A 26,838-nucleotide genomic window follows, 5' to 3' on the forward strand; every position below is an offset into this window, starting at 1 on the left:
CCATGTTCACGGTTTGAGCAGTCCGTCAGGATCTGCGAATGGCAGGTGCCGTCTTGATGTACCCAACTGAGTCTCCAGAAGCTTGCGTCGACGAGGCGAACAACCTCTTGGTCGCCCCTTCGACGGTGCATGGCGATGACTTGGTCAGGAACTTCTTCGGGGCCACGATCACGCCCGAGTTTCTCGCGTCCGGTTCGCCCGACCTCTCTCGGCGGACCGTCTACCTGTGCGGCGACATATCCCGGATCAGTCGTCGTCAACTGGATGTGGCTGAGCGTGTGTTCGTCGTACGGGAACTCGCACACGGTTACCGCGAGGACGGCGGCGAACCGTGGACTTCCGTCGGCCTCGGCCGGGTTCCCCTTCGCGTACACGGTGTCGGCGTGTACTACCGCCGTTTCTTCGAACCCGGTGCCGATCATTTCGGACGGATCCGGGCGGAGCACACGTTCCAGTCCCTGACGGAGTCCACCAAGCCCGGAACAGCCCGTCGCAGCGGGATCTATCTGACGCCCGTCACCCGAAACGGCGACGCATTGCATTTCCGCCTGCTCCGCTGCTCCACAAACCTCTCGGGACCGACCGAGAACTTCGGCCCGACCGACACCCGCATCGTCGAGGCGCTGAACCGCGAGGCCGCCACCCTCTTCCGGAACCACGCACCGCTCAATCACGTTCTCGCGCAGATCTACCACAACACCCGTGCGACGGAAGGGCGCAAGCAGTCCAAGGCCAGGATCTCGGCCCACGCCGACAAGACCAAGGACATGCCCCGCAACGGAATCATGGCCTTCTGCACCTTCTATGACCGGCTCGACAAGCTGCAGCCGTTGGCCAAAGATGGTTTCGACTACGGAGTGAGGGGTGTCAGCGGGCTGACGAAACTGCACTTCCGTCTCAAGGAACAGACCGAAGAGACCGCCAGGTCGGCGCTCCCGTTGCAGTTCAGCCTCACCCTCTGTCCCGGCTCCGTCTTCTTCATGCCACTGGCTACCAACCGCCTGTATACGCACGAAATCCGGCCTGCGACGCTGGACGCCGAGGTGCTCCCGACCCGTCTGGGGTACGTGGTGCGCTGTTCGAGCACCGAAGCCGTGCACAAGAACGGACGCACGCTCCTCAAGGGGTCCGACGGGTGGGTGGAACTGGAGCCCCCCACCGCGGAAGGCATGGACGAACTGCGCCGACTGTACGCCGAGGAGAACAGGAACTCGTCCTTCGTCGAGTACGGTTCCGACTTTATTTTCAGTATGAACACGGGAGACTACGATGCACCCCGAGTCCAGGCTCGCGGATGAGATCCTCGAATTCATTTTGCCCTCCGAAAGGAATCTCTTCACAGAGCTGTCCGCGTCGGTGCATTGGGAAGACGTGGGAAAAGGGCGGCGAGCCGCCGTACTCACGAGGGTCGACGAAGCGGGGGTAGTGCCGCTGGTACGCACGACCACTCAGTACGGCGGACCGGCGCAGCGTTTCCAGACGGTTCACGAACGGCTGGCACAGCGGATTCGCAAAAGTGCGGAACTCCCGATCGGCTTCAACAACGCTCTTGTCGAGAACTATACGAACGCCTACAAAACGATGGGTGGCCATTCCGATCAGGCCCTCGATCTGGCCGACGATTCCCATATTGCCGTATTCTCGTGCTACGAGCGTCCCGAAGTGAGCCCACAGAGAAAGATCATATTCGAAGCAAAGGGGCCCGGTGGTGAGAAGTTCGAAATCCCCCTCGCTCAACACAGTGTGGTCGCGTTCTCGGTGAAGTTGAACCGGCTGCTCAGGCACAAAATCGTCTTGGACACAGCCGTTCGGTCAACGGAGAATCAGTGGCTGGGCGTTACGTTTCGCGCGTCGAAGACCCTTCTTCGGTTTCGGGACGGTCACGCGTACCTCCCGCAGGGCGCACGCCTCATGTCGGCAGACGATGAGGGGAGGCACGAGTTCTACCGGCTACGGCGCCGCGAGAACACGGAAACGGACTTCAACTACCCTCCGCTGACGTACACCATCAGCGAGAGCGACCTGATGCCACCGGTGTGATCTGGGGACGAGAGAACACACGGACCATGCAGCGGCGTTCGAAGTTCACCTGCGTGCACGCTGCTCCGTGACCGCCGCTGCGGGCCGACTCCGACTCGGGCTCCGGTTCAGCCCGCGGCCCGTCGGGCTCACGGCGGTGACGGGGACCTGCGGCCCGCACCGTGCCGTCAGTTCGCCACAGCTTCGATCAGGGAGAACGGTGCGGCCTCCTGGAGCGGGGTGACCGAAGTGACGGACAGGCCCGCGCGGTGGCACACGTCCTCGAAGTCCTTGCGGGTGCGCTCCCTGCCGCCCACGTTCACCAACATGTTGCGGTCGCTCAAGTACGTGATTCCGCCGTCGGTCACCTCGGCGCCGGTGTCGACGACAGCGAGCAGCGTCCGTGCAGCCCGTGCCGTTCCAGAGTCTTCGGCGCCTCCGCGAGGCCCTCCGTCGTGTCGAGGACCGTACCGGTGAGGCCCGGATGCGCGTCGAGTACACCGGCAAGGAGGGTCCCGCTGCCCCCGCCGACGTCCGTGACCGTGCCGAACCTGCCGAAGTCGAAGGCATACGGGAGCGCGGTGGCGGCCCCCGAGACGGCCTGGCTCATCGCCGCGTGGAAATCCGCGGACAGCTCGGGGTGCTGGGCGAGGTAGCTGAAGAAGTCGGTGCCGAAGACGGTGGCGTCGAGACGGCCGGCAGGTCGCGGCACCGGGCAAGTTGAGGTACCGGGCAGGCCGAGTTACCGGGCAGGATGAGTACGGCTACTCAGGTCCGCGGCGTTCCGCTGTCGGATGATGCAGTTCAACATCATCCGAGTCAGGGGACCGACACATGCTCAGCCGCCTCGCCGACGTCCTGGTGCCGGCCGTGGGACGCCTTACGGTCACGGCCGACCCCGGGGCCGAACTGGCCCCCGGCAGCATCCTCACCGCGAACCACACCTCCCTCGCCGACCCCGCCGTCGTGCTCGCCGCCCTGCACCGTCTCGGGGTCCGTCCGGTCGTCATGGCGACCGCGGGGCTGTGGCGCGTGCCGGTCCTCGGTCGCATGCTCGCCCGCGAGGGACACATCCCCGTCCACCGCGGTGACCGACGCGCGGCAAGCGCCCTGGACGGGGCCGCGGAGGCGCTGGAGCGCGGACGCCTGGTCCTGATCTACGCCGAGGGCGGTCTCCCGGTCAGGGCGGACGTCGCGGAGGCGGCCCCTGGGGCCTTCCGTTCCGGACTGTCCCGGCTGGTGCGGCGCACGGGTGCTCCAGTCGTGCCCGTGGGCCAGGCCGGTGCTCGCCGGGTCACCTCCGGAAGCAGGGCCAAACAGATCGGGGGACTGCTCACGGCGCCGTTGCGTCGCCCGGACCTGCACGTGCACGTAGGGCCGGCGATCGAGCCCACGGCCGACGGCGTCATCCGCACCGGACACGCCCACGCGGCGGTGACGGCCGCCTGGCGCACTGCCGCCGCCCGGCTCGGTGAGCCGGCGGCGTCGGCCGCGTAGTCGGCAACGTCCGCCCGCGGGTGCCTTCAGGAACCGCACCGTCACCGTACGTCCGACAACCGGTCCAGCTCCCTGCGGATCGCCTCCCGCAACTCGTCGTGCTGCGGACCGAGTGCGTACGTGTCGTCGCTCCAGCTCTCGCGCGGATACAGCCAGACAGGCATGCGTACGACGTCAGCGGGCTCCCAGTCGAAGCGCGGCCACACGTGCGCGTGCAGGAAGCCGTCGGTATTGCCGAGGATCTCCAGGTTCACCCGGCGGAAAGCCGGGTCCAGGCGCCCGCACGCACGCTCCACGGCTTCCCCGAGCCGATCCATGTCGGACAGGAAGGCCGAGCGCCGCGCCCGCGGAAGGTCCGACAGCCGCTCCACCGCTGGGTCGTCCGTCAGCAGCACCGAGTATCCGGGCAGGAACTGCACGTCCCCGATCACCGCGAACCCCGCGTCGAGACGCCTGAGGACGGACGGGTTCTCTCCGCGCAGCGCGCTTCCGATGCGATCCGCCCGCCAGTCATTGCCCATGGCGGCGACGCTACACGCCACTGTCGGTCCACCAACTGCCGTACGCCCACGGGAACCACACCCCGCGAGGCCGGGAGGCCAGGCGCCCGTACGCACCGCGCCGGGCGCGGCGATGTGGGCCGACCGCTCAACTCAGTCGCGTCCGGGCGCCGGTGATGCGGGGTCAGCGGCGGCCGGTGGCGAGGGTGACGAGGAACTGGCCGCCGCCCGTCTCGACGTGGGCGGTCACCGGCAGGCCCGGTACGAGTCGGGAGAACCGGTCCACCAGCCAGTCCGCCGCCTCCTGGGCGTCCCGCTCGGTCGGACAGCGGCCCACCATTTCGCGGCCCCCCTTGCGCTCGAGCCTCGCGGCAACGGCGATCAGCGGCGCGGGCTCGACCACGTACAGGTGCTCGGGCCAGGCGATGACCGCCTTGACCGCGCCCTTGCGGGTGTTGCACCCGCGGTGCGCGAGCCGCTCGGCGACCTTGGCCTTCCGGTCGGCGGTCCGGCTGTCGACGCTGGGGCCCCGCGGGTCGTTGACCGACTCGTCGGGGTCGACCGGCTCGTCACACACCCAGCAGCGCCAACCGTCGCGCTCTGCCACATCATCAAGGAGACTCACCCGAGCAACCTAGCCTGTCCGGCCGCCTCCCCACGCACCAGGCCCCCAGCGAAGTCCCCAGGTCCGGCCAGGAGCACGTAACGGAACGGCGAGCTCTGCGTCGGGACGCCCATCTCTCCCTCGGCTTCGCTCACGGCCCGGGGTGCGTGCTCCCCGGCTGCGCTGTCGCCCCGGCGGCCCTGCGTCGCCACGCCCTCGCCCGGCGGGCGTACCCCTGGCGCTCCGAGAGCTCGGGGATCCGGGGCGCGCCGGGACGGCAGAACGTTTCTGCGCGCCGGTGGTCGCTGCTACCGCGGTGGCGAGACCTGGTGCGGCGTGCCGTGGGGATCAGTGTCCGACGGGTCCCCGGGCGGGCCGGCCAGGGGACCTTCCTGCCGACCGCCCGTCGCGGAGGGCCGCGCGCCCAGGCGCCTTCGGGGGGCCTGCCGTTCCAGAACCGCCGTGAGGGTGGCGACGGTCGCCTCCTGCTGTGCGAGCAGGGCGGCAAGGGTGGACTCCGCCCGGGCCGCCGCCCGGCCGGTCCTCACCCGTTCGGCCTCGGCCAGCGCGGATGCCTCCTGGGCCCGCCGGTAGCGCCGCTGCGCGTCCTCCAGTGCCCGCTCGACCGCCTGACAGCGGGCGACCGCGTCCTGCAGCGCTTCATCGTCCTCGTGCGTCATGCCAGGCTCAACGCCTTCGACGTGTACGGGGATGCGGGCTGTGCGAAACGTGTCCCGTACCTCGCCGGGTCGGGCAGGGAAACGATTCGTCCACCCGGGTCGTACGGCAGCCGCTTCCGGCGGTACGGGACATGCGCGCGTGCCTCCCCCATCGGCACGGCGGCGGTTCCCGGGTGCGTGCACGCCGGCGACTTACCTACGTCGACGCTGCGGGCGGTACTGACAGCGGCGGCCGGACGTCGCCGCCCGGTCAGGAGGGGTTCTGCCATTGCCTCAAGGGGTACGGGAACCGGCAGTAAACGATCATTCACCCACTCGCGCGGCACGAGGGCGGACAGATGGCTGACACGGCTGACGGCATGCTGGTAGAGGACCTGTACCGGTTCGAGGAACTGCTGGACGACGCGGAGCGGGCAACGCTCCACCGGGTACGCGAGTTCCTGCGCGAGGAGGTGGCCCCGCACGCCGACGCCTGGTGGGGGAAGGCGGCGTTCCCGCACCATCTCGTCCCGCGCTTCGGGGAGCTGGGCATCGCCGGCATGGGGTACGAGGAGTGCGCGGGCGCTCCGGCGAGCAGCCTGCTCAGCGGGTTCATCGCGCTGGAGATGGCGCGGGTCGACGCGTCGGTGGCCACGTTCTACGGGGTGCACGCGGGGCTGGCCATGGGGAGCATCGCCCGGTGCGGCTCGCCGGAACAGCGCCGCCGCTGGCTGCCGGCCATGGGCCGGATGGAGCAGATCGGGGCGTTCGCACTGACCGAGCCGCAGGGTGGTTCCGATGTCGCGCTGGGGCTGCGGACCACCGCGCGGCGCGAGGGCGACACCTGGGTCCTCAACGGCGAGAAGCGGTGGATCGGCAACGCGACCTTCGCCGACCTCGTGGTCGTCTGGGCCAGGGAGGAGGGGGAGGGCGGCGGCGTGCGCGGTTTCGTCGTCGAGGCGTCGACGCCGGGATTCAAGGCCACCCTCATCGAGAACAAGATCGCCCTGCGGACCGTCGAGAACGCCGACATCGTCCTCACGGAGTGCCGGGTGCCCGAGGAGAACCGGCTCCAGGAGGCCCATGGCTTCCGGGACACCGCGGACGTCCTGCGGCACACCCGCAGCGGTGTGGCGTGGGAAGCCGTGGGAGTGATGCTGGCGGCGTACCGGATCGCCCTGGACTACACGCGCGAGCGCGAGCAGTTCGGAGGGCCCGTCGCCCGGTTCCAGCTCGTCCAGGACCTCCTGGTACGGATGCTGAGTGATGCCACCTCCTGTCTGGGGATGGTCGTGCGGCTCGCGCAGCTGGAGGACGCCGGCACCTTCCGCGACGAGCACTCCGCGATGGCGAAGGCGCACTGCACCACCCGGATGCGGGAGGTCGTGGGCTGGGGGCGCGAACTCCTGGCGGGCAACGGCATCGTGCTCGACTACGGCATCGGCCGTTTCGTCGCCGACGCGGAGGCCCTCTACTCGTACGAGGGCACCAGGGAGATCAACACTTTGATCACCGGCCGCGCGGTCACGGGCATCGGCGCGTTCGTCTGAGCCCGCGTCCGCACCCGTACTCGCCACCTGCTCCGTACCGCCCGCTGGGCGTGTGCCGGAGTGTCGCCCTGCGTTCTGTCGTTGCGTCAAACGGGCACATATGCCAGGTCGTCTACGTAAATCCCTTAATATTCCTATTGGTGGATTTACTGTCCATGCGTGACGAATACCCCGAGCGCTCCTCCGAGTGCCTTCCTTGCGCCGCCGCCGGGTGCCCGCCGACCGGACCCGGGGCGGCGGGCCTTCCTCGCCGCGGTGGGTGCTGTGGGTGTGAGCGCCGCGGTGGGTGCTCCCGCTTATGCTTCCGACCGGGCGGGTGAGGGTGTCCGCGACGATGCGTACGTCGATGTCCAGTTGCTGAACATCACCGACCTGCACGGGTACCTCCAGGGTCCGGTCGGCAGGGATGCGGTCATCCAGGGCGCAGGCGGCGTCAGTTACACGGTGGGGGGCGTCGCCGCGATGGGCACCCATCTGCAGCGGTTGCGCAAGGGGCGGCGCAATTCGCTGTTCTTCGCGCCGGGCGACCTCTTCTCCGGGTGGGAGTTCGGTGCGGCGGCGTTCGCGGACGAGCCGACCATCGAGGCGCTCAACGCGCTGGGGCTGGACTTCGCCACCGCCGGGAATCACGAGTTCGACAAGTCGCCCTCGTTCCTGACCCGCCACATGATGGAGGGTGAGCCGTTCCCGGTGGTGGGGCAGGACACCGGGTTCAGGGACTCCACCGGAGAGCCGTTCCAGGGGGCGGATTTCCCGTACTACAGCGGCAACGTGGTGCGTTCGGGCAGCGGACAGACGGTGCTGCGGCCGTATCACGTCGAGTACGTGCAGGGTGGCCTGGGCAACCGCATGCTGCCGATCGGGTTCATCCACCTCACGGTCGTCGGCATGGAGAACATGCCCGGCTCCTTCCACCCCGGCCTGCGGACGCTCGGGGATCTCGCGACCGCAGACCGGTGCGCGAGGGAGCTCAAGGTGCGCGGTGTGAACGCGATCGTGCTGTGCATCCACGACGGAGCGACCGCCGGCGACGACTTCAACAGCGGCAGCAATCCGTCCGGACCGGCCTACGACCTCGCGCTGAAGGTGTCGCCGGACATCGACGCCATTGTCTGCGGGCACTGGCACAGCCGGTTCAACATGATGGTGCCCGATCCGCGCGGAGTGCCCCGCCCCTTCGTCGAAGCCGGGTACCACGGGCAGGTCATCAACGAGATCAACCTCTACCTGGACCCGCTGACCGGAAAGGTCGTCCGCGATCTGACCGTGTCCACCAGCCACCCCAACACCCGGGACGTCACTCCGCACCCGAAGCTCAAGGCGATCGCCGACTACTGGGCCGAGCGGGCGCTGGAGCGCGCGAGGAGCCCGATCGGCAGACAGAGCGGTCCCTTCACCCGCGTGCGGAACGCGGCGGGGCAGAGCACCATGGGCGACCTCGCCGCCGACTGGACACTGTGGGCGGCGAGCAGCCCGGTCCCGGCGTACGACGATTCGAACATCCATCCCTTCGTTCCCGCGCAGCTCGCCCTCGTCCCGCTCGCGCCCCAGGACGGGCGCCCCGTCATGCGGGGCGATCTGGTCCCGTCGGCCGACGGCGGGGACACGGTGACCTTCGGGAAGGCGTGGGCGGCGATCGGCCGGAGCAGTCCCACCGTCAGCGTGACGGTGACGGGCCAACAGATCCACGACGCCCTCGAACAGCAGTGGACCAAGGACTCCTCGGGAGCGGTACGGTTCGCCCCGCTGGCTGTCTCGCACAACGTCCGCTACTCCTTCAACTCGGCAGGCGCGGTGGGTGACCGCGTCGACGCGGCGGAGGTGTTCATCGACGGTGCACCGCTGCAGCCCGGCGCCGACTACCGGGTCGCCTGTACCTCGCGCACCGTGCTCGGCCTCGACGGCTTTCCCGCACTCGCCACCCACCGCCTGCCCTACCGTTTCGAGCGCGACTGCGAGAGCTTCATCGCCTACGTACGCGCCCAGCCGATGCTGGACCCCTCCCCGCTGAAGCGGGTCACGGCATACGAGAAGAAGCGCCGCAGCGAAGGGGACCGGATCACCGTGCGCACGGGCTCCGCACGCCGATAGCACCTGCGGTGACCTGCCACGCCCGGCAGGATGACCGACATGGACGACGAGCGGAACACGGGCTTGTCAGCCGTGCCCCACGCCACAGCGCGCGCCCGAGCGTTCCCTCCGGCGTCAGGCGCGTGTCCTGTCGTCGTCCGCCGCGGCAGTGAACGGGGGCCCCTTTGGACCGGCACCGCGCGGCGACGGCAGGACGCCGGCCGCGGCGTCCGTGTGCTCCGGGGGCTCGATGCTGATCCGGGGCAGCAGCCGGTCCAGGCGGGCGGGGAGCCACCAGTTCGCCCCGCCCAGGAGGTGCATGAGCGCCGGCACGAGCAGGGTGCGCAGCACGAAGGCGTCCAGCGCGACCGCCGACGCGAGCGCGATGCCGAACATGGCGATCACCCGGTCGCCGCTCAGCACGAAGGCCAGGAAGACCGCGATCATGATGACGGCCGCCGAGTTGATCACCCGGCCGGTCTCCGCGAGTCCGACCCGTACGGCCCGGCGGTTGTCGCCCGTGGCCAGCCACTCCTCGTACATCCGGCTGACCAGGAAGACCTGGTAGTCCATGGACAGGCCGAAGAGGACGGACACCATGATCACCGGCAGGAAGGGTTCGATCGGCCCCGCGCTGCCCAGTCCCAGCAGCTCGCTGCCCCAGCCCCACTGCAAGATCGCGACCACCACGCCGAACGCGGCGGCCACCGCCGCCACGTTCATGACGGCCGCCTTCACCGGGATGCCCACGGAACGGAAGGCCAGCAGCAGCAGGACGCAGCCCAGGGCCACGATCACACCGACGAACAGCGGGAGCTTCCCCACGATCACCTGGGCGAAGTCGTCGTAGCTCGCCGTGATGCCGCCCACCGAGACGTCGAGACCGGTGTCCCGTTCCACGCCGGGCAGCACGTCCGCGCGCAGCCGGTCGACGAGTTCGCTCGTCTCGCGCGCCTGGGGTGCGGAGTCGGGAACCACCGTCAGCGCGGCCGTCTCCCCGTCGTGGCCGAACGCGGGGCGACCGACCGAGGACACGCCTTCGGTGGTGCGCAGCGTCGCCGCGAGGTGTTCCACGGCCTCGCGGGCCGCGTCGTCCCCGCCTCCGTCGGCACCGCCCTGCTCGGCGACGAGCGTCAGCGGGCCGTTCGCGCCGGGGCCGAAGCCGTCGGCGAGCATCGTGTACGCCTGGCGGGTGGTGGAAGAGGCCGGGTTGTTGCCCTGGTCGGAGGTGCCGAGCCGGAGGGAGAACGTGGGGATCGCGAGGACCACCATGATCACGGCCGCGAGCGCGCCCAGCAGCTTCGGACGGCGCTCCACGAACGCCGACCACCGGGTGGCGAGGCCGCCGGTGACCTCGGGGCGCGGGCCGTGTGCGGCCAGCCGTGCCCGTTCGCGGCGCCCCAGCGCGCGCATGCCGATGAAGGACAGGAGCGCCGGCAGGAGGGTGACGGAGGCGACGACGGTCAGGACGACCGTGAGCGACGCGGCGACGGCCACCCCGTTCAGGAACCCGAGACGCAGAATTAGCATGCCCAGCAGAGCGATGCAGACCGTGACGCCCGCGAACACGACGGCGCGTCCGGTCGTGGCGACGGCCTCGGTCGCCGCGTGCTCGACGGACAGGCCGCGCCGCAGCCCCCGCCGGTGCCGGGTCACCAGGAACAGGGCGTAGTCGATGCCCACGCCGAGCCCGATGAGGGTTCCGAGCATGGGGGCGAAGTCGGCGACCGTCATCGCGTGGCCGAGCAGGGTGGTACCGGCGTAGGCGGTACCCACCCCGACCAGGGCGGTGGCGATCGGCAGGAGGCTCGCGGCGACGGAACCGAACGCCAGGAAGAGGACGACGGCGGCCACGACGACCCCCACGGCTTCGGCGAGGTGGGCGTCCGGGGCCTCGGTGAGGGCGATGGCGCTCCCGCCGAGAGCCACCTGCACGTCGTCGTCCGCGGCGGCCCGCGCCGTGTCCACCACGGCCTGCGCCTGCTCGACGGGGAGGTCGTCGGCCTGGGCGTCGAAGGTGACCGTGGCGTAGGCGGTCCGCCCGTCCCCGCTGAGCTGACCGGGGCCGTACCGCACGGGCGCGTGTGCCGCCGTGTCGGAGCCGCCCCCGGCCGGGTAGGGCCCGGTCACGGCGCCGACTCCCGGCAGCCCGGCGATGCGGTCGAGCACCTGTGCCATGCGGTCGGCCACCGCGCCGTCGGCCGCGGCGCGACCGCCGCCGTCGGCGTGCCAGACGACGGTGGAGACGTCGCCGCCGCCGTCCGCGAAGTGGGCGTCGAGGAGGGCGCTCGCGTGTCCGGACTCGGTGCCGGGCACGTCGTAGTCGTTGGAGTAGGCGGAACCCGCGGAGACGGCCGCGGCGGACGTGGCCCCGAGGACGAACAGCCACAGGACGACGGTGGCGAGCCGGTGCCGGACGCACCAGCGGGCGAGGGCGGTCAACGAACGTGCTCCTGGGTGGATCGTGCCCCGCACCGGCGGTGACGACCGGACCGCGTCAGAGAGACGACCGCTCGACGTGATCCGAGTGCCCTGCGTGACAGGCGAGCTGGCAATGAAGCCACTCTTGCACCGAAAGTGCGTCAAACATCCGTTTCATGGCCTTACTCACAGTGCTCGGATGAGGAGCCGGGGAGCTCTGGCACCCGCCGCGCCCGTCGCCGCCATGCCGACGGGCGCCCCGGCAGTGCGCATCCGGGGTGTGCATCCGACGGAGCGCACCGACGGCGCGCCGTACCGGGGCGCCGTCGGGCCGCGGTTCTCCTCGAAGGCTCAGCCCCGGTCGTCCTCGAAGGCCCGGAGCAGGTCGGCGGCGACGCTCACCGCGATCGTGGCGGGCTCCTTGCCGCTGATCGTGGGCAGTCCGATCGGAGTCTTGATCCGGTCGATGGTGCCGTCGTCGTGGCCGCCCTCGGTGGCGAGGCGCTTGCGGAACCGGGCCCACTTGGCGGCGGAGCCGATCAGTCCGATCGAGCCCAGGCCGGGGGTGCGCAGGGCGGCATCGCACAGTGCCGCGTCCTCCGCGTGGTCATGGGTCATGATCAGCACGTGGGTGCCCGGCGCCAGCTCCGCCAGCACCTCCTCCGGCAGCAGCGGTACGTGGTGCACGTGAACCTGCGCGACGGCGTCCGTGAGGACGTCGAGCCGGTCGTCGGCCAGCATGTCGGCCCGGGTGTCGACCAGATGGAGATCGAGGTCGTGACGGGCCAGGATGCGCGCGAGCTCCAGTCCGACGTGCCCGACACCGAACACCGCCACCGCGGGGACCACCGGGAGCGGTTCGAGCAGTACGGTGACGGCCCCGCCGCAGCACTGGACGCCGTGCGGACCGGACACCTTGTCGTTGAGGGCGAACTCCATCAGTTCCGCCTCCGGGCGCGGCGCGTCGATCAGTTCGCGGGCGCGGTCGATCGCGACGGCCTCGATGTTGCCGCCGCCGATGGAACCCCACGTCCCGGCCGGGCCCACGACGAGCTTCGCACCGGCCTTGCGGGGCGCGTGGCCGCGCACGGTCGCGACGGTCACGAGCACGCCGGTCTCCCGGCGGGTCCGCAACCGCGCGACCGCGGCCACCCAGGTCATGTCAGGCATTGCTGAGCGCGTGGGTGTCAGGGGTGATACCGGTGCGCTTCTCGTCGCCCTCGCGGACCGACTCGATGGCCCAGTACACCGCTTCGGGAGTCGCCGGGGACGCGAGTTCCACACTGGCCCCGGAAGGACCGAACGCGGCGGCGGCCTGCCGCAGCGCCTCGCGCACCGAGAACGCCAGCATGAGCGGAGGCTCGCCGACCGCCTTGGAGCCGTACACCGCGCCCTCCTCGGTGGCGTTCTCCATCAGTGCGACGTTGAACTCCTCCGGCATCTCCGAGAAGCTCGGCAGCTTGTACGTGCTCGCCGCCTGCGTCTGGAGCCGGCCCCGGTGCGGGCCGTCACCGGTGTCCCAGCGCAGGTCCTCCAGCGTCAGCCAGCCCGCGCCCTGCACGAACCCGCCTTCGACCTGGCCGATGTCGATCATCGGGGAGAGGCTGTCGCCGACGTCGTGCACGATGTCCACGCGCCGGATCCTGTACGCGCCGGTGAAGCCGTCCACCTCGACCTCGGTCGCGGCGGCCCCGTTGGAGAAGTACTTGAACGGCGTACCGCGGAAAGCCTTCGCGTCCCAGTGCAGCCCCTCGGTGCGGTAGAAGCCGGCCGCCGAGAGCTGGACGCGCTGGAAGTACGCGGTGCGCACCAGGTCGTCCCAGGCCAGTTCCTTGTCGCTGCCCAGGACCCGGGCGACGCCCTCGACGATGCGTACGTCCGAGGCATTGCCGCCGAGCTGGGTACCGGCCACCTGGTGGAGCCGCTCGCGTAGCTGCTCGCAGGCGTTCTTGATTGCCCCGCCGTTGAGGTCCGCACCCGCGCTGGCGGCGGTCGCGGAGGTGTTGGGCACCTTGTCCGTACGGGTCGGCGCGAGGCGCACCTTGTGCAGCGGGATGCCCAGCGTCGTCGCGGCCACCTGCATCATCTTGGTGTGCAGGCCCTGGCCCATCTCGGTGCCGCCGTGGTTGATCAGGACGGAGCCGTCCTTGTAGATCAGCACCAGCGCGCCGCCCTGGTTGAAGGCGGTGAGGTTGAACGAGATGCCGAACTTGACGCCGGTCAGCGCGAGCGCCCGCTTGGTGTGCGGGTGCGCGGCGTTGAACGCGGCGATCTCGCGCTTGCGGTCGGCGAGGGAGGCGTTCTCCTTCACCTGCTCCCAGACGGCGGAGATCCGGTCGGCCTGGGTGACCGGTTGCCCGTACGGCGTCGTCTGGCCCTGGCCCGGCTGGTAGAAGTTGCGCTCCCGCAGCTCGACGGGGTCCAGGCCCAGCAGCGGGGCGACGCGGCCGAGGATGTCCTCGATCACGAGCATGCCCTGGGGGCCGCCGAAGCCGCGGAAGGCCGTGTTGGAGACCGTGTTGGTCTTGGCGATGCGCCCGGCGACCCGGGCGTTGGGGATCCAGTACGTGTTGTCGATGTGGCACAGCGCGCGGGCGAGCACCGGCTCGGACAGGTCCAGGCTCCAGCCGCCGTCCGCGGTCAGGGTGGCGTCGAGTGCCTGGATGCGGCCCTCGGCGTCGAAGCCGATCTTCCACGAGGCGTGGAAACCGTGCCGCTTGCCGGACATGGTGAGGTCCTGGGTCCGGTTGAGCCGGAACCGTACCGGACGGCCCGTGAGCTTGGCGCCGAGCGCGGCGACGGCCGCGAAACCGTGCGGCTGCATCTCCTTGCCGCCGAAGCCGCCGCCCATCCGCAGGCACTGCACGGTCACCTCGTGCGCCGGGATGCCCAGCACGTGCGAGACGATCTCCTGGGTCTCCGACGGGTGCTGGGTGCTGCTCTGGATGAACAGCTGACCGCTCTCGTCGATCAGGGCCAGCGCGGCGTGCGTCTCCAGGTAGAAGTGCTCCTGTCCGGCGAAGGTGAACTCGCCGGTGAACACGTGCGCGGAGTCGGCGAAGCCGGCGTCGACGTCACCGGTCTCCATGTGCGGGCGGGCGCCGTGGAAGCTCTCGGCCTCGATGGCCTCCCGCACGGTGACGATCGCCGGCTTCTCGTCGAGCTCCACCTCGACCGCCGCCGCGCCGATGCGGGCCGCCTCCAGGGTCTCTCCCAGCACCCAGGCGACGGCGTGGCCGTAGAACATGACCTCTTCGGGGAAGAGCGGCTCGTCGTGCTTCATGCCCGCGTCGTTGACGCCGGGCACGTCGGCGCCGGTCAGTACCCGGACCACGCCGGGCACGGCCAGCGCGGGCTCCGTGCGCAGGGCGGTGATGCGGCCGTGGGCCTTCATCACCTGGACCGGGTAGGCGTGCAGGACGTCCCTGGTGCGGTGCACCAGGTCGTCGGTGTAGAGCGCGGCACCCGTGACGTGCTGGAAGGCGCTCTCGTGCGGCATGGAGACGCCGACGACCGGCTTCTCGGGGCGTTCGGACAGCTGACTCATGACGAAACCGCCTCGGTGGTGTGCGCGTACAGCTTGTGCAGGCTCTGGCCGAGCATCGCGGAACGGTAGAGGGAACTGGCACGGTGGTCGCTCATCGGCGTTCCCTCGCCCCGCAGCACCCGGGCCGCGGCCTCGACGGTCTCCTTCGTCCACGGGCTGCCCTCCAGGGCCGCCTCGGTGGCCAGGGAGCGGATCGGGGTGGCGGCCACGCCGCCCAGACCGATGCGCGCCTTGCGTACGATTCCGCCCTCGATGTCGACCGCGAAGGCGACCGCGACACTGGAGATGTCGTCGAAACGCCGCTTGGCGATCTTGTGGAAGGCCGTGACCTGCGACAGGGGCGTCGGGATGCGCACCGCGCGGATCAGCTCGTCGGGGCGGCGCACGCTCTGCCGGTACCCGGTGAAGTAGTCGGCCAGCGGGACCACGCGCTCGCCGTCCGCACTGGCGAGCACCAGCGAGGCGTCCAGCGCGAGCAGCACCGGCGGGCTGTCGCCGATGGGGGAGCCGGTGCCGAGGTTGCCGCCGAGGGTGGCGCTGTTGCGGATGAGCCGGGACGCGAACTGCGGGAACAGCTCCGCCAGCAGCGGCACGGTGCCGTCGAGACGGCGTTCGATCTCGGTGAGCGTGACCGCCGCGCCGATCTCGATGTACTCGGACTCGACGCGCAGCTCCCGCAGTTCGGGCAGCCGGTCGATGGCGACGATGCAATTGTCGCGGCGGGAGCGGATGTTGACCTCGACGCCGTAGTCGGTGCTTCCGGCGACCAGGACCGCTTCGGGACGGTCGCGCAGCAGCTGGACCGCCTCGTCGAGACTCGCCGGGCGCAGGAACGTGCTGTCGCCCTGTGTGTACGAGGTGGCCACCGGCTCCGGCGGGGACTGGTCGCGGCGCTGTGCCAGCGGGTCGTCACCGGTGGGCAGGCCGACCGCGTACGCGGCGTCGCGGATGGGGCGGTAGCCCGTGCAGCGGCACAGGTTGCCGCTCAGCGAGTGCAGGTCGAAGCCGTTGGGGCCGTGCTCGGGGTCGCCCTTGTCGGCGACGGTGCCCGCGGCGTCGGCGGTGTCGGGCGACTCCTCGTGCGCGCAGCGGTCGGGCCGGTAGTACTCCGAGGCCATGCTGCAGATGAACCCGGGGGTGCAGTAACCGCACTGCGAACCGCCGCGGACCGCCATCTCCTCCTGCACCGGGTGCAGGGTGGCGGGCGTGCCGTCGGCACCGGGGGTGGCGAGGCCCTCGGAGGTGATGACCTCCTGGCCGTCGAGTGCCGCGGCCGGGAGCAGGCAGGCGTTCACCGCCACCCAGTCGGTGGGCTTGTTGACACCCGGCCGGGCCACCAGCACCGAACAGGCGCCGCACTCACCCTCGGCACAGCCCTCCTTCGTGCCGGTCAGGCCGCGCTCACGCAGGAAGTCGAGCACTGTGGTGTGGGGTGCATCCGGTGCAAGGGGGGTTTCTTTCCCATTGACCGTGATTCGCGCGCTTACCATGACAAAACCTCATTTTTGGGCGCAGTCAGCCAAGGTGCCGTAATGGCCATTTCGGGAGTTTCCTCTTTCGGTGGTGCGGCGTGCGACGCGTAGCCTTCGACGGCGCGCCCCATGGGCAGGATGCGCGGATCGGTACGCTACGACGCGCGCATGCGGTGCCGGGGCGGAGAGAGTTCACAACGTGCCGGGGCCCTGCCGAACGGGGCACACCGGGAGAGGGGCTGCGTCAGCAGCCGTGCGCGACACGCCCCGGAGACCAGGCCGTACGCCGGGCGAGGCGTTGCAGGTCGGAGATGATCGACATCCGACGTCGCCTCCCTTCGGTGCGTGGCTCTGTGGTGCGCGGGCTCTGTCATTCGAAATTACGTCGCGGGAGGTGCGGGGGTCAAGCTTTGTGCGAAAACTCAAAAGCAATTCGGGACGAGTTCTGAAAGAGCAGTCAAAAACCCCGAAGCGACCCCACGGCGGCCGGGACCCACCGCCCGCCCGTACGGAGAGGGCTGCGGTTCGGCCGATCCGACTCGGATCTTCGTCAGATTATTCCTTGACGCGAATATTCTTCTCAACGAATACTCGCACCATGGACGCCCTCCTCACCGCTCTGGCCGACCCGTCCCGCTGGCAGCTTGTGCAACTGCTGGCCGAACGACCGCGCCCGGTCGGTGTCCTCGCCCAGCTCGCCGGAGCGCGGCAGCCGCAGACGACCAAGCACCTGCAAACCCTTGAGCGCGCGGGGATCGTCACCGCTCGGCGTGCCGGGCAGCGCCGCGTCTACGCGCTCCGGCCGGGCCCCCTGCGGGACCTGGCGGCTGCCCTCGGTCGCCTCGCCGACACCGCGGACCAGCCTGGTCGCCCGTACGAGACCTACGACCGCTACGGGGCCGACCTCCGCGCGGAACGGCTCGCGGCACAGGAACCGGGGTGGGCCGACGGCCGCTCGTTCAGCTTCCACCGCTCGCTGACGGCGCGCCCCGGGCAGGTCTGGCGCCACCTGACCGAGGCCGGTCTGCTCGCCCGATGGTGGACACCCGACGACCTCCACGTCTCCGAACTCGTCTTCGAGGCGCGAGAAGGCGGGCGCATCGTCCACGAGTACCGCGACGCCGAGGACACCGACGGCTCCGACCCGGTCGCCGGGCGCGCGGAAGGAGTCGTCGCCGACGTACGCCCCGGTGAGCACCTTGCCTACCGGCTCTCCCCGGGGCTTCCCGACGGCACCCTGGCCTTCACCGCCCACGTCGCCCTCGACCTGACGCCCACCGGCACGGCAACGGACCTCGACGTCCACTGGCGGATCACCGACAGCGCCCTCGACTCCGCCGACTTCGTCGCAGGCATCGAGCTCGGCTTCGGCCAGTGCCTCGACAAGCTCGTGGCGGCCCTCGCCGCAGAACCGCACGCCGCCGATGGCACTGACGGCACTGACAGCACCGACACAAGGAGGGCGACATGAAAGACTCGACCGGACGCAGGGTGACCGCCAACCTGGGCCTCACCCTCGACGGGCGTTACCACGGCCCCGGCGGACCCGGCGATTTCAGCATGTTCGCGCCGTACGTGACCTCCGAGGTCGCGCGGGACCAGCTCAGCCGCATCTGGGACGGCGCGACCACAGCGCTGCTCGGCCGGATCAATGCCGAGGGATTCCTGGGCTACTGGCCGAAGGTCGCCGAGGACGAGAACGCCGACCCGCGCGACCGCGGTTACGCGAAGTGGCTGGTCGACACGGAGAAGGTGGTCCTCTCGACCACCCTCACCGAAGCGCCGTGGGAACGCACCCGCGTGGTGAACGCCCCGGCCGCCGATGTCGTCGCCGAACTTAGGGCGACCGGCGCGGGTGACATCCTCGTCAACAGCAGCCCGAGCGTCATCAAGCCGCTCCTTGCCGCAGACCTGCTCGACCGGCTGTACTTGATGATCTTCCCCGAGATCGCCGGCGGCGGGCGGCGGCTGTTCGACGACGGCCTGCCCGGCTCGAAGTGGCAGCTCGCCCACCAGGAGACCGGCGAACTGGGCGAGATGGCCATGGTCTACGACCGGGCCCGCTGAGCGCGTTCGGTGGGCGAGTCGGCCCCGCTCGCCACGGCGAGCAGGGGCCAGGTGCGCTCGTCGTGGGGAGGATGTGGGCGGCGAGGTGGGGGAGGGGCTTGTTGGCGGCGCCAGTCGCTCGGCGCAAAGCCGCCGGAACGGTCAAACTCCCTCATATCCCTTCTTCATGTGATCTCATGACAAAGGTCGTTTAGTCGGGGTTGTGATCCGTATTGCGGGGCAATCGGTCAGCGTTGAAGGACTCCGATCCTCCCTCTCACGACAAGGAATCGAACGTGCTGATGCCCGACGCAAAGACCCTCCGCACCCTTCTCGCCCGGTTCGCCGAGGCGCGCATCGCACATACCCAGCACGTTCGGCCCGGCACGGAGGAAGAGCTCCGCGACATCGCCTACACCCTGTGCGTGCTGACGGGCACCAGGGAGGTCCGGGAGGCGCTCGCGGTGGCCGACCAGTTGCTCGCCCGCGCCGAGCTTCCGGCTGCCCCGGTCGCAGCGGAGCGGTCTCGTGAAGACCTCCCGATGGCGGCGTGAATCCGGGAGCCGGGGCCCGGGGCCGCCTGCCCGTGCAGGGGCGACCGGCCGCTCCGGCCACCGAGGCGCGTCGCAGCGAGCGCTCACGTACCGCTCGGAGGGCGGGCCGATGGAACACCTGAGGCGATCCGGCCTCTTCACCCGTCGGTTCGGCCGGCCCCCCGGGGCGGATTGCCCGGCCGTGGTGCTGGTGCACGGACTCGGCCTCTCGGGGCGGTACTTCGTCCCGCTCGCCCGGCGGCTGGCCGCGGACGGTACGACCGTGCTCGTACCGGATCTCCCGGGCAACGCACGCTCACGGGCGGCCGTACGCCGTACCCCGGGCATCGGACAGCTCAGTGACGCCCTGGCACGCTGGCACGAGGAGAGCGGTGCCGGGCCGGCCGTGCTGGTGGCCAACTCGGTCGGCTGCCAGGTTGTCGCGGCCTTCGCCGCACGCCACCCGCAGTCGGTGCGCCGGACCGTGCTGATCGGTCCGGCGCTCGAACCGCGCGTCCCGGCCCTGCGGCACCTCGGACGGCTGATCGCCGACGCGCCACGGGAGCCGCTCCCACTGCTCGCGCTCGCCACCGCCGACTACCTGACGACCGGCCCCGTCCGCTTCGTCCAGTCCTTCCGCCGCGCGGCGCACGACGCCCACGCCTCGTTCGAGGGGCATCTGCGCCGTCTCGACGCGCCGACCCTGGTCGTCCGGGGCGCCGGCGACACCGTCGCCTCCGCCGGCTGGGCCCGACGGGTGGCACGGCTGGTCCGGGACGGCCGGGTGGTCGACGTGCCGGGCGTCGCGCACGCGGCCCACTACAGCGCACCCGACACCGTCGCCGGGCTGATCCGTACGTTCACCACGAAAGAAGGACCGTGACACCGCACGAAGAGGCCGCGGCGCCGCGCGAAGGGGCTGCCACACCGGACGACAGGGCTGCGGCACCGCACGACGAGCCCGCGGCAACGCAGGACAGGGTTGCGGCACCGTACGACGGGAGCGGCTCGTCCGCGTCGCACCGGGCCGCGTCCGGTCACCAGCACCGCACCGGCTGGCAGCGCCTGCTGCCGGGCATCACACCGGAGCGCCGGGGTCTCGTCCTGGCCTGGTGGGGGTTCACCGTCACGTTCGGCGGCATGCGGCTGCTGACCTGGCTCATCCACATCGACATGGCCGGGGTGGGGGACGTACAGGCCGGGGGAGTGCACCTCCACCACTACGTGTGGGGCTTCCTGCTGCTCGCGCTGGTGGGGGCGGTCGGCCTGGTCCACCGCTCGGCGCGCACCCGGGCCTGGATGGGACTGGCGTACGGAGTGGGGCTCGCCCTGGTCATTGACGAGGCCGCCCTGCTGATCAGCCTGGAGGACGTGTACTGGGACACCGAGGGCGGCATCAGCATCGCCTTGGCGCTGGCCGTCATCGCCGCCGCGGGAAGCGTCCTGGCCTTCACGCGCGGCCGGAACGGCTCACGCGGGAAGAAGAGCGACGGCCGGGGCCCGGAGGGCGCGTCCGACGAGTGAAAGTGGTTCGAAGACGGCAAGGTGCGGCCCGGGGCGTAGGTCTGGCGCCCCGCCTTCGTACGGCACTGAACGGCCCCGGGCAACGGCACCCACCGACGCCCCGCCGGAACCTTCTGGCCGGGGCACGGGGCCAGCCACGCGGGAGCGGGGGAGTGGGTGATCGCCGGACACACGCAACGCCCCTGTGAAAGCGTGAGGTTGCGCCATGAAGTCGCGACCCCGTGAGGAGCACGATGCCCGCCCCCACCGATGAGCAGAGCACAGCCGTCGACGCCTTCCGGCGCGGAGACCACGTGGTCCTGCAGGCAGGTGCCGGAACCGGCAAGACCACGACGCTGACCATGCTCGCCGAAGCCACCGAAAGGCGTGGCCGCTACATCGCCTTCAACAAGGCCATCGCCGCCGACGCGGCCCGCAAGTTCCCGGGCAACGTGCGGTGCAGGACGGCGCACTCGCTCGCCTTCGGCGCCGTGGGCCACAAGTACGCCTCACGGATGGACGCCCCCCGCGTCCCCGGCTGGAGGACCGGCGTCCTGCTCGGCATCGCGGGCAACCTGCGGATGCGCATCGGCGAACGGAACGTCACCAACAAGGCGCTCTCCTACACCGTGCTGCGAACAGTCACCCGTTTCTGCCAGTCGGCGGACCGGGTCATCCAGCGCCACCACGTCCCGCACCTGCGCGGCATCGAAGCCGAGCATCTGCACGCCCAGCTCGTCGACGTCGTCCTGCCCTACGCGACCAAGGCATGGGAGGACCTGCAGAACCCGTTCGAGGGCGTCGTCCGCTTCGACCACGACCACTACCTGAAAATCTGGGCCCTGACCGACCCGGTGATCAAGGCGGACTTCCTGCTGCTCGACGAAGCGCAGGACACCAACCCCGTCGTGGAGCAGGTCTTCAGCCGGCAGCGGCACCACGCACAGCTGGTGATGGTCGGCGACTCCGCCCAGGCGATCTACGGCTGGCGCGGAGCCCGGGACGTGATGAGCGACTTCGACGGCACCCGACTGGCCCTGTCCCAGTCCTTCCGGTTCGGCTCCGCGCTCGCCGAGGAGGCGAACCGGTGGCTGCGCATTGTGGACTCGCCCATCCGGCTGACCGGCACCCCGGCGATCAGCACCCGGCTGGAACGCGTCGAGCAGCCGGACGCGATCCTGTGCCGCTCGAACGTCGGCGCGATGCTCGAAGTGATGCGGCTGCTGGAGGACGGCCGCCGCGTCGCCCTCGTGGGTGGCGGCGAGGCCCTGCGTGCCCTCGCGCGAGCCGCCCGGGACCTCAAGGAGGGCAGGCGCTGCACCCACCCCGAACTGATCCTTTTCGACTCCTGGGGCGAACTCCAGGAGTACGCCGAATACGATCCCTCCGGCCGCGACCTGCTGCCTCTGGTGGACCTCATCGACGAGCACGGCGTCGAGGTCATCCTGCACGCGGTGGACAAACTCTCCGCCGAACAGGGCGCGGACATCGTCGTGTCCACCGCGCACAGGGCCAAGGGCCGCGAGTGGGCTTCGGTCCGCATCGGGGAGGACTTCACCGAACCGGCGGACCAGGAGGAGACGGACGAGGCGGGCAACCCGCTGCCCGGCGACATCGACGACGCCGAAGCGCGCCTCGCCTACGTCGCCGTCACCCGCGCCCGCCACCGGCTCGACCTCGGCGGCCTGGACTGGATCAATCAGCACCCCGACGGCAGCCCGGGCGACAGCCACCCGCCCGAGGCCCCTGAACCGCCGTCCCCGTGGGACGCGCTGGGGCCCGCCTCCGACTGACGACAGGATCCGGACCCCCTACCCTGCTCCACCACCCCAGCAGTCACCAGCACGTCACCGGGTCGCAGGGCAGCCTCCTCAGTAGGTGAAGGTGGTCAGCACCGCCATGTGGTCGCTGGGCCAGTTCGCACCGCCGCCGACCGTGGTGGAGGAGACGGCGTCAAGGGTGCCTCCGCGGTACTTGATGAAGTCGATGCGGTCCTGCGGCTCCGGGCGGCCGCCGGTGGACTTCACCACCGGGGACCAGGTGTTGCCGGGCTGGGCTGCTTCGTCGGGGTGCACCTCGCGGTAGGAGTCCCGGTAGCCGCTGTCCGAGAACGCCTTGGTGGCCGGCCACTGGACCACGGAGTCGCAGTGTGCGGCCTTCGTGTCGGCGGTCCAGTCCAGGTGCGAGGGCGAGTTGAAGTCTCCGGCGATGATGGCGGGGCTGGACCCCGCCCAGCTCACGACCTCCTTGGCCTGCTTGCTCCGGTTGGCCTCGTCGGCATGGATCGTGGCATAGGAGTCGTTGTCCCAGCAGGCGTTGTACGGGCCGTACTTGGTGTAGTCGAAGTGCACGGAGTAGACCCAGAATCCCTTGATCTTCGCGGCTGTCACGCCGTTGCCGGTACTGGTCCGGTCGGTCTTCTCGAAGGGGTAACGGGAGACGATGTCCACGTGGGTGCCGGTCGCGGTGGTGTACCAGCCGAGGCGGTCGGCGATGCGTCGGGCGGAGTCGCCGTCGTGTTCCTGGAGGGCGACGACGTCGGCCTTGGCCTGGGTGATCGCGTCGGCGATCTTGGCGATGCCGTTGCTGACCCGGTTGCCGCCGTGCCAGGTGTTGAAGGACATCACCCTCAGGACCTGCGCGGAGGGCGCGGCCCGGGGCTTCGGGTCCGGCACGGCGAAGGCCGAACCGGAGAGGGTGCTGCTCAGGACGAGTACGGCCGCGGCCGCGGCGGCGGTGCGCCGGAGAGTGATCGAGGACATGCCCAAGTGTGCAACCGTCGGATGCGGCCGGGCACGGGCGATGTCGTGGAGGACCCGTAGTGCTCTCGTGAACCGGCGGGAACACGCAGGCCCCGGAACCCACCGTTCACTGAACACGAGGGGCGGCCCGCAGGGAACGCACGGCGCCCCGAGCGCGTTCACCCCGCACGTCCCCGTGCCCGCGGCGGTGAACCGCGGACACGGGGGTCGGGGGGAAGGGACAGGGGTGGTCAGGGCGTCCGGTTGATGGTGAACTGCGAGCCGGGTTCGATCAGTACATCACCCTGCGCCGAGTTCGTGATGGTCACGTTCGTGAGGGTTGCGCTGCCCCGGGCACCGCTCATCGCAAGGATGCCGGAGCCGTTGTTCGACTTGTCGATGCGGACATTGGTGATCTTCACGTCCGGCATCGTGCCGCCACCCGTCTTGAACTGGATGCCGTCGTAGGTCGAGTCGTGGATGTCGGTGTCCCGGATGGTGACGCCGGGGATGTCGGGACCCTGGGCGAAGAGGGTGATGGCGCCGAACTCCTGGTCCTCGTTCCAGAAGGCGCCGCCGGTGCGGTGGAGCGCGTTGTTGGCGATGAGGGTCTGCCCCGAGAACGGCAGCGGGTCGTGGTCGGTGGCCAGCATGATGCCGGGGTAGTTCATGGTGTCGGCGATGACGTTGTTCTCGATGGTGTTGCCGTAACCGCCGTACACCGCGATGCCGTTGGCCCGCCAGGGCAGCTGGATGGTGTTGTTGCGGAAGTGGTTGTCGTGGCCGATGTCCACCGACGTGTCCTTCACGTACTTGCTGGCCCAGACCGCGAGCGCGTCGTCGCCGTTGTTGCGGAACGAGGAGTTGTACACGGTCGAGTTACGGGTGCCGTTGGCGAAGTTGATGCCGTCGGCGTACGTGTTGCGGATCCGCATCCCGGTGAACTGCACGCCGTCGCCCGGCCCCCAGAGCTCCGGAATGTTGGAGTAGTCGCGTCCGGCCCACACCCCGACGTTCGCGTGCTCGATCCACACGTTGTCGATCTTCGTGTTCTTGCCGAACCGTCCGTTGAGCCCGACGCCGCCCTCGTGGTTGCCGTCGCCGCCGCGGATGGTGCCGGAGCCGAAGATCGCGATGTCGGAGATCTTGGTGTTGTCGTCGATGTCGAAGCCGAAGTTGCCCTCGTGCGGGTGGTTGATGCCGCCCGCCTCGTGCGGCGGGGTGAGAGTGTACAGCTGGGAGTGCCACATCCCGGCGCCCCGGATCGTCACGTCGCGGATGCCCACCGTGTTGAACTGCCCGCGGTTCAGCGGGTCGTCGGTGAGGATCTTCTGCTCCTGGCGCCACTGGCCCGCAGGGATCCAGACGCAGGCGATCTCGCCCTTCTGGTCGGCCGTCACCGCACGCTGGAGGGCGGCGGTGTCGTCGATGCCGTCGTTCGGCACCGCGCCGTACGTGGTGATCGAGGTGCACTCCGCCGGCCTCGCGCTCGGCGGGGCGACCTGCTCCAGGTCCACCAGGTCGATGATGTAGAACGCGGCGGAGTCACCGGCGTCCCGCTGGAGCCGGAACTTCGTGCCCGCCGGGTACGTCCGGGACAGCAGCGCGTGGGACTCGTCGAACAGGCGCCGCGCGTCCGCCTTCGGGGTGTTGGTCAGGCCCTCCGGGTCATCGGTCAGCCCGTACAGCCAGCTGTGCTTCGAGGACAGGGTCAGTTTCCGTACGAAGGTGTCGTCGGCGTACAGGCTGATCGTCGCCTCGGCTCCGCCGCCCCCCGGGGCGTCGGGGATCGAGTTGCGCACGACGATCGAGTTCGCGGCACTGGCGGCGGTGAACTCCACGTACTGGCCGGTGGAGTTCAGTCGCACCGACTTCCGGCCGGAGGACTCGGTGGCGAAGTTGGTGTGTCCGAAGGTCCGCTTCTGGTCGGCGGTGAGCAGCGTGCCCTGATAGCGGGCGTCCTCGGCCTCGTACTCCGTGTACGGCACGGCGGCGCCGCGTCCGACGACGACGGAGCGGGCGAAGACGTTGTTGTTCTCGTCGGTCTCGGCGACCGTGTTCGTGGCGTCGGCCGTCGCCGTCAGGGTGACGCCGCCACTGGTGGCCGTCCACGTGCCGGTCATCGGGACCTGGACGGTGGAACCGGGCGCGATCGCACCGGTGGTGCCGTTGAGCGTGGTCGTGCCGGCGGCCAGCCGCGTCACCGTACCGGCCGGTGCACCCGTGGTCCCGCGGTTGTGCACCGCCACGGTGAACCCCACCTGGGCGCCGACCGCGGGGGCGGCGGGGTTGGTGGTGATGCCCGTGACCCGCAGGTCCACGCCCGGACTCTGACCGATCGCCAGCTTGGTCGCGGCCGTGCGGCTGTTGTTGGTGTCGTCCTGTTCGACGACGGTGTTCGTCGGATCGACCACCGCGGACACGGTGTACGAGCCGACGGGGCGCTTGCCCACCTTGACCGGGACGGTTGCCGAGGCACCGGCCGCCAGCGCGGACACCGGGGCCGAACCGGCCACCGTGCCCTCCAGGCTGACGTTCACGGTGCTGGCGGGAGCCGCGGCGGTGCCCGTGTTGCGTACCAGGGCGTTGACCGTCACCTCGTCCGACTCGGACGGGGCGGACGGCGTCCAGGTCAGGTCGGTGACCACCAGATCCGGGTTCGGCGCGGCCGAGCCCACGACCTGGAACTCCGCCACCTGGGCGCCGGGGGCACCGGTGTTGGAGAAGAAGGTCAGCCGCAGATCCGCGTAGCGCCCGCTCACCGGGATCGTGACGGTGTTCTGCCCGGCGGAGGGGCTGAACGCGTAGTCGGCCCGCGCCTTGAGGGAGGTGAAGCCGGAGGCCGACTGTTCACGCCCGAGGACCTGGATCGCCTGTGTCCGCGCACCCCACTCCTGGGCAGGGTTCAGCTTCACGACGACGGCGTTCACGTCGGCGTTGGCCCCCAGCTTCACCGTCAGGCTCGCGGGGAACCCGGAGGACTCCCAGTACGAGGTGACCGCGTCGTCATTGGCGTTGGCGGCAACGTAGGTCTGCGTCGCGGAGGTCGCCTCGATCGGCTTGTTGCGCGCCAGGTTGGTGCCGCCCGTCGGCGGATCCCCCGGGCCCTGGTCGGCTTCCCCGTACACCTCCAGTTCGGACAACTGGGCTGCGTTCCAGCCGGAGTTGGCGCTCACCCGCACTCGTACGAAGCGGGTGACGGCGGGGGAGAGGGCGATGCTCACCGTGTTCGCGGCGGACGGGTCGAAGGTGCGCACCCCCGAGGCGGCGAGGTCGCTGAAGGCGCTGCCGTCGGTACTGCCCTGGACGCTCAGTGTCTGGCGGCGCGGCTCCCACGCCTGGGGCAGCTTCAGCGCGACCCGGTTCACCCGGACGCTGCTGCCCAGGTCGACCTGTACCCATTGCGGGAAAACGCCCGCGGGCCCCTCCCAGTACGACAGCTGGCTGCCGTCGGTGATGTTGCCCGCCGGATGGGCGCCGTGGGCGCCACCGGCTGTCGCGGTCCTGCCGAATGCGAGATCGGGGCTTTCCGCCGCCTGTGCGGTGACGGGCAGCAGCCCGACTGTGATGAGGGCGGCTATCACCGTGCCGGTGATCAGCCGCCAGCCCTGTTGTCTCCATCTCATGATGGCCTCTGTTCCGAGATGACGGGAGCTCCGGTCGGGAAGTGACGGAG

General features: G+C 70.3%; 22 protein-coding genes. 11 read left to right on the forward strand and 11 right to left on the reverse strand.

Annotated elements, in window-relative coordinates:
* Positions 1–56 precede the first annotated feature (56 nt).
* Positions 57–1,298 (forward strand): hypothetical protein, encoded by a 1,242-nt coding sequence (locus HNQ79_RS11725; protein WP_185030281.1) that lies wholly within the window; start codon positions 57–59, stop codon positions 1,296–1,298.
* Positions 1,270–2,040, forward strand: a complete 771-nt coding sequence (locus HNQ79_RS11730) for a hypothetical protein (protein ID WP_185029781.1) — start codon at positions 1,270–1,272, stop codon at positions 2,038–2,040. The genes HNQ79_RS11725 and HNQ79_RS11730 overlap by 29 nt, the downstream gene beginning before the upstream one ends.
* Before the next feature lie 167 nt (positions 2,041–2,207).
* On the opposite strand, the gene HNQ79_RS34945 is transcribed toward HNQ79_RS11730, so the two are convergent.
* Both HNQ79_RS34945 and HNQ79_RS34950 read right to left on the reverse strand, forming a co-directional pair.
* The gene (locus HNQ79_RS34945; protein ID WP_444545294.1) at positions 2,208–2,363 is read right to left on the reverse strand and encodes a hypothetical protein; all 156 of its coding nucleotides are present in this window, start codon (positions 2,361–2,363) and stop codon (positions 2,208–2,210) included.
* A 20-nt stretch (positions 2,364–2,383) separates the two neighbouring features.
* The gene (locus HNQ79_RS34950; protein ID WP_444545295.1) at positions 2,384–2,731 is read right to left on the reverse strand and encodes a methyltransferase; all 348 of its coding nucleotides are present in this window, start codon (positions 2,729–2,731) and stop codon (positions 2,384–2,386) included.
* Positions 2,732–2,853: 122 nt separating this feature from the next.
* Between HNQ79_RS34950 and HNQ79_RS11740 the strand changes: the two genes are divergently transcribed.
* The gene (locus HNQ79_RS11740) at positions 2,854–3,516 is read left to right on the forward strand and encodes a lysophospholipid acyltransferase family protein (protein WP_185029783.1); all 663 of its coding nucleotides are present in this window, start codon (positions 2,854–2,856) and stop codon (positions 3,514–3,516) included.
* Between the two features lie 41 nt (positions 3,517–3,557).
* Here the strand turns inward: HNQ79_RS11740 and HNQ79_RS11745 are convergent, their stop codons facing one another.
* From HNQ79_RS11745 to HNQ79_RS11755, 3 genes are all read right to left on the reverse strand, one after another.
* Positions 3,558–4,037, reverse strand: a complete 480-nt coding sequence (locus HNQ79_RS11745; protein ID WP_185029785.1) for an HIT family protein — start codon at positions 4,035–4,037, stop codon at positions 3,558–3,560.
* Between the two features lie 163 nt (positions 4,038–4,200).
* Positions 4,201–4,641 (reverse strand): hypothetical protein, encoded by a 441-nt coding sequence (locus tag HNQ79_RS11750; protein WP_185029786.1) that lies wholly within the window; start codon positions 4,639–4,641, stop codon positions 4,201–4,203.
* 287 nt (positions 4,642–4,928) lie between these two features.
* Complete coding sequence (locus HNQ79_RS11755) at positions 4,929–5,300, reverse strand: hypothetical protein (protein WP_185029787.1); 372 nt, start codon at positions 5,298–5,300, stop codon at positions 4,929–4,931.
* 338 nt (positions 5,301–5,638) lie between these two features.
* Between HNQ79_RS11755 and HNQ79_RS11760 the strand changes: the two genes are divergently transcribed.
* Together HNQ79_RS11760 and HNQ79_RS11765 are read left to right on the forward strand one after the other, a co-directional pair.
* The gene (locus HNQ79_RS11760) at positions 5,639–6,829 is read left to right on the forward strand and encodes an acyl-CoA dehydrogenase family protein (RefSeq protein WP_221507624.1); all 1,191 of its coding nucleotides are present in this window, start codon (positions 5,639–5,641) and stop codon (positions 6,827–6,829) included.
* Between the two features lie 159 nt (positions 6,830–6,988).
* Positions 6,989–8,920 (forward strand): bifunctional metallophosphatase/5'-nucleotidase, encoded by a 1,932-nt coding sequence (locus HNQ79_RS11765; protein ID WP_185029789.1) that lies wholly within the window; start codon positions 6,989–6,991, stop codon positions 8,918–8,920.
* Between the two features lie 114 nt (positions 8,921–9,034).
* On the opposite strand, the gene HNQ79_RS11770 is transcribed toward HNQ79_RS11765, so the two are convergent.
* The 4 genes from HNQ79_RS11770 to HNQ79_RS11785 form a co-directional block, all read right to left on the reverse strand.
* Positions 9,035–11,341, reverse strand: a complete 2,307-nt coding sequence (locus tag HNQ79_RS11770) for an MMPL family transporter (RefSeq protein WP_185029791.1) — start codon at positions 11,339–11,341, stop codon at positions 9,035–9,037.
* 330 nt (positions 11,342–11,671) lie between these two features.
* Positions 11,672–12,481, reverse strand: coding sequence for a xanthine dehydrogenase accessory protein XdhC (gene xdhC / locus HNQ79_RS11775; RefSeq protein WP_185030286.1), 810 nt, complete (start codon positions 12,479–12,481; stop codon positions 11,672–11,674).
* A 1-nt stretch (position 12,482) separates the two neighbouring features.
* Positions 12,483–14,867 (reverse strand): xanthine dehydrogenase molybdopterin binding subunit, encoded by a 2,385-nt coding sequence (gene xdhB / locus HNQ79_RS11780; protein WP_185029793.1) that lies wholly within the window; start codon positions 14,865–14,867, stop codon positions 12,483–12,485.
* Positions 14,864–16,357, reverse strand: coding sequence for a xanthine dehydrogenase small subunit (locus HNQ79_RS11785; protein WP_185029794.1), 1,494 nt, complete (start codon positions 16,355–16,357; stop codon positions 14,864–14,866). Before HNQ79_RS11785 ends, xdhB begins: the two co-directional genes overlap by 4 nt.
* 580 nt (positions 16,358–16,937) lie before the next feature.
* On the opposite strand from HNQ79_RS11785, the gene HNQ79_RS11790 reads away from it, so the two are divergent.
* From HNQ79_RS11790 to HNQ79_RS11815, 6 genes are all read left to right on the forward strand, one after another.
* The gene (locus HNQ79_RS11790) at positions 16,938–17,810 is read left to right on the forward strand and encodes a metalloregulator ArsR/SmtB family transcription factor (RefSeq protein ID WP_185029796.1); all 873 of its coding nucleotides are present in this window, start codon (positions 16,938–16,940) and stop codon (positions 17,808–17,810) included.
* Positions 17,807–18,406 carry a dihydrofolate reductase family protein gene (locus HNQ79_RS11795; protein ID WP_185029797.1) on the forward strand — a complete coding sequence of 200 codons (600 nt, stop codon included), beginning with the start codon at positions 17,807–17,809 and terminating at the stop codon, positions 18,404–18,406. The genes HNQ79_RS11790 and HNQ79_RS11795 overlap by 4 nt, the downstream gene beginning before the upstream one ends.
* 281 nt (positions 18,407–18,687) lie before the next feature.
* Positions 18,688–18,939: a DUF5133 domain-containing protein gene (locus tag HNQ79_RS11800; RefSeq protein WP_221507625.1), complete on the forward strand. Its 252-nt coding sequence runs from the start codon at positions 18,688–18,690 to the stop codon at positions 18,937–18,939.
* A 181-nt stretch (positions 18,940–19,120) separates the two neighbouring features.
* A complete protein-coding gene (locus tag HNQ79_RS11805) occupies positions 19,121–19,801 on the forward strand; it encodes an alpha/beta fold hydrolase (RefSeq protein ID WP_229923386.1) in 681 nt (226 codons plus the stop codon).
* Positions 19,798–20,442, forward strand: a complete 645-nt coding sequence (locus tag HNQ79_RS11810) for a hypothetical protein (RefSeq protein ID WP_229923387.1) — start codon at positions 19,798–19,800, stop codon at positions 20,440–20,442. The genes HNQ79_RS11805 and HNQ79_RS11810 overlap by 4 nt, the downstream gene beginning before the upstream one ends.
* Positions 20,443–20,675: 233 nt before the next feature.
* Positions 20,676–22,214: a UvrD-helicase domain-containing protein gene (locus HNQ79_RS11815; protein ID WP_185029802.1), complete on the forward strand. Its 1,539-nt coding sequence runs from the start codon at positions 20,676–20,678 to the stop codon at positions 22,212–22,214.
* A 78-nt stretch (positions 22,215–22,292) separates the two neighbouring features.
* Here the strand turns inward: HNQ79_RS11815 and HNQ79_RS11820 are convergent, their stop codons facing one another.
* Positions 22,293–23,183 carry an endonuclease/exonuclease/phosphatase family protein gene (locus HNQ79_RS11820; protein WP_185029804.1) on the reverse strand — a complete coding sequence of 297 codons (891 nt, stop codon included), beginning with the start codon at positions 23,181–23,183 and terminating at the stop codon, positions 22,293–22,295.
* Positions 23,184–23,413: 230 nt separating this feature from the next.
* A complete protein-coding gene (locus HNQ79_RS11825) occupies positions 23,414–26,788 on the reverse strand; it encodes a CARDB domain-containing protein (RefSeq protein WP_185029806.1) in 3,375 nt (1,124 codons plus the stop codon).
* Positions 26,789–26,838: the final 50 nt, after the last annotated feature.

Origin of the sequence: Streptomyces candidus, assembly GCF_014207445.1 — a bacterium.
Lineage (GTDB): Bacteria > Actinomycetota > Actinomycetes > Streptomycetales > Streptomycetaceae > Streptomyces > Streptomyces candidus.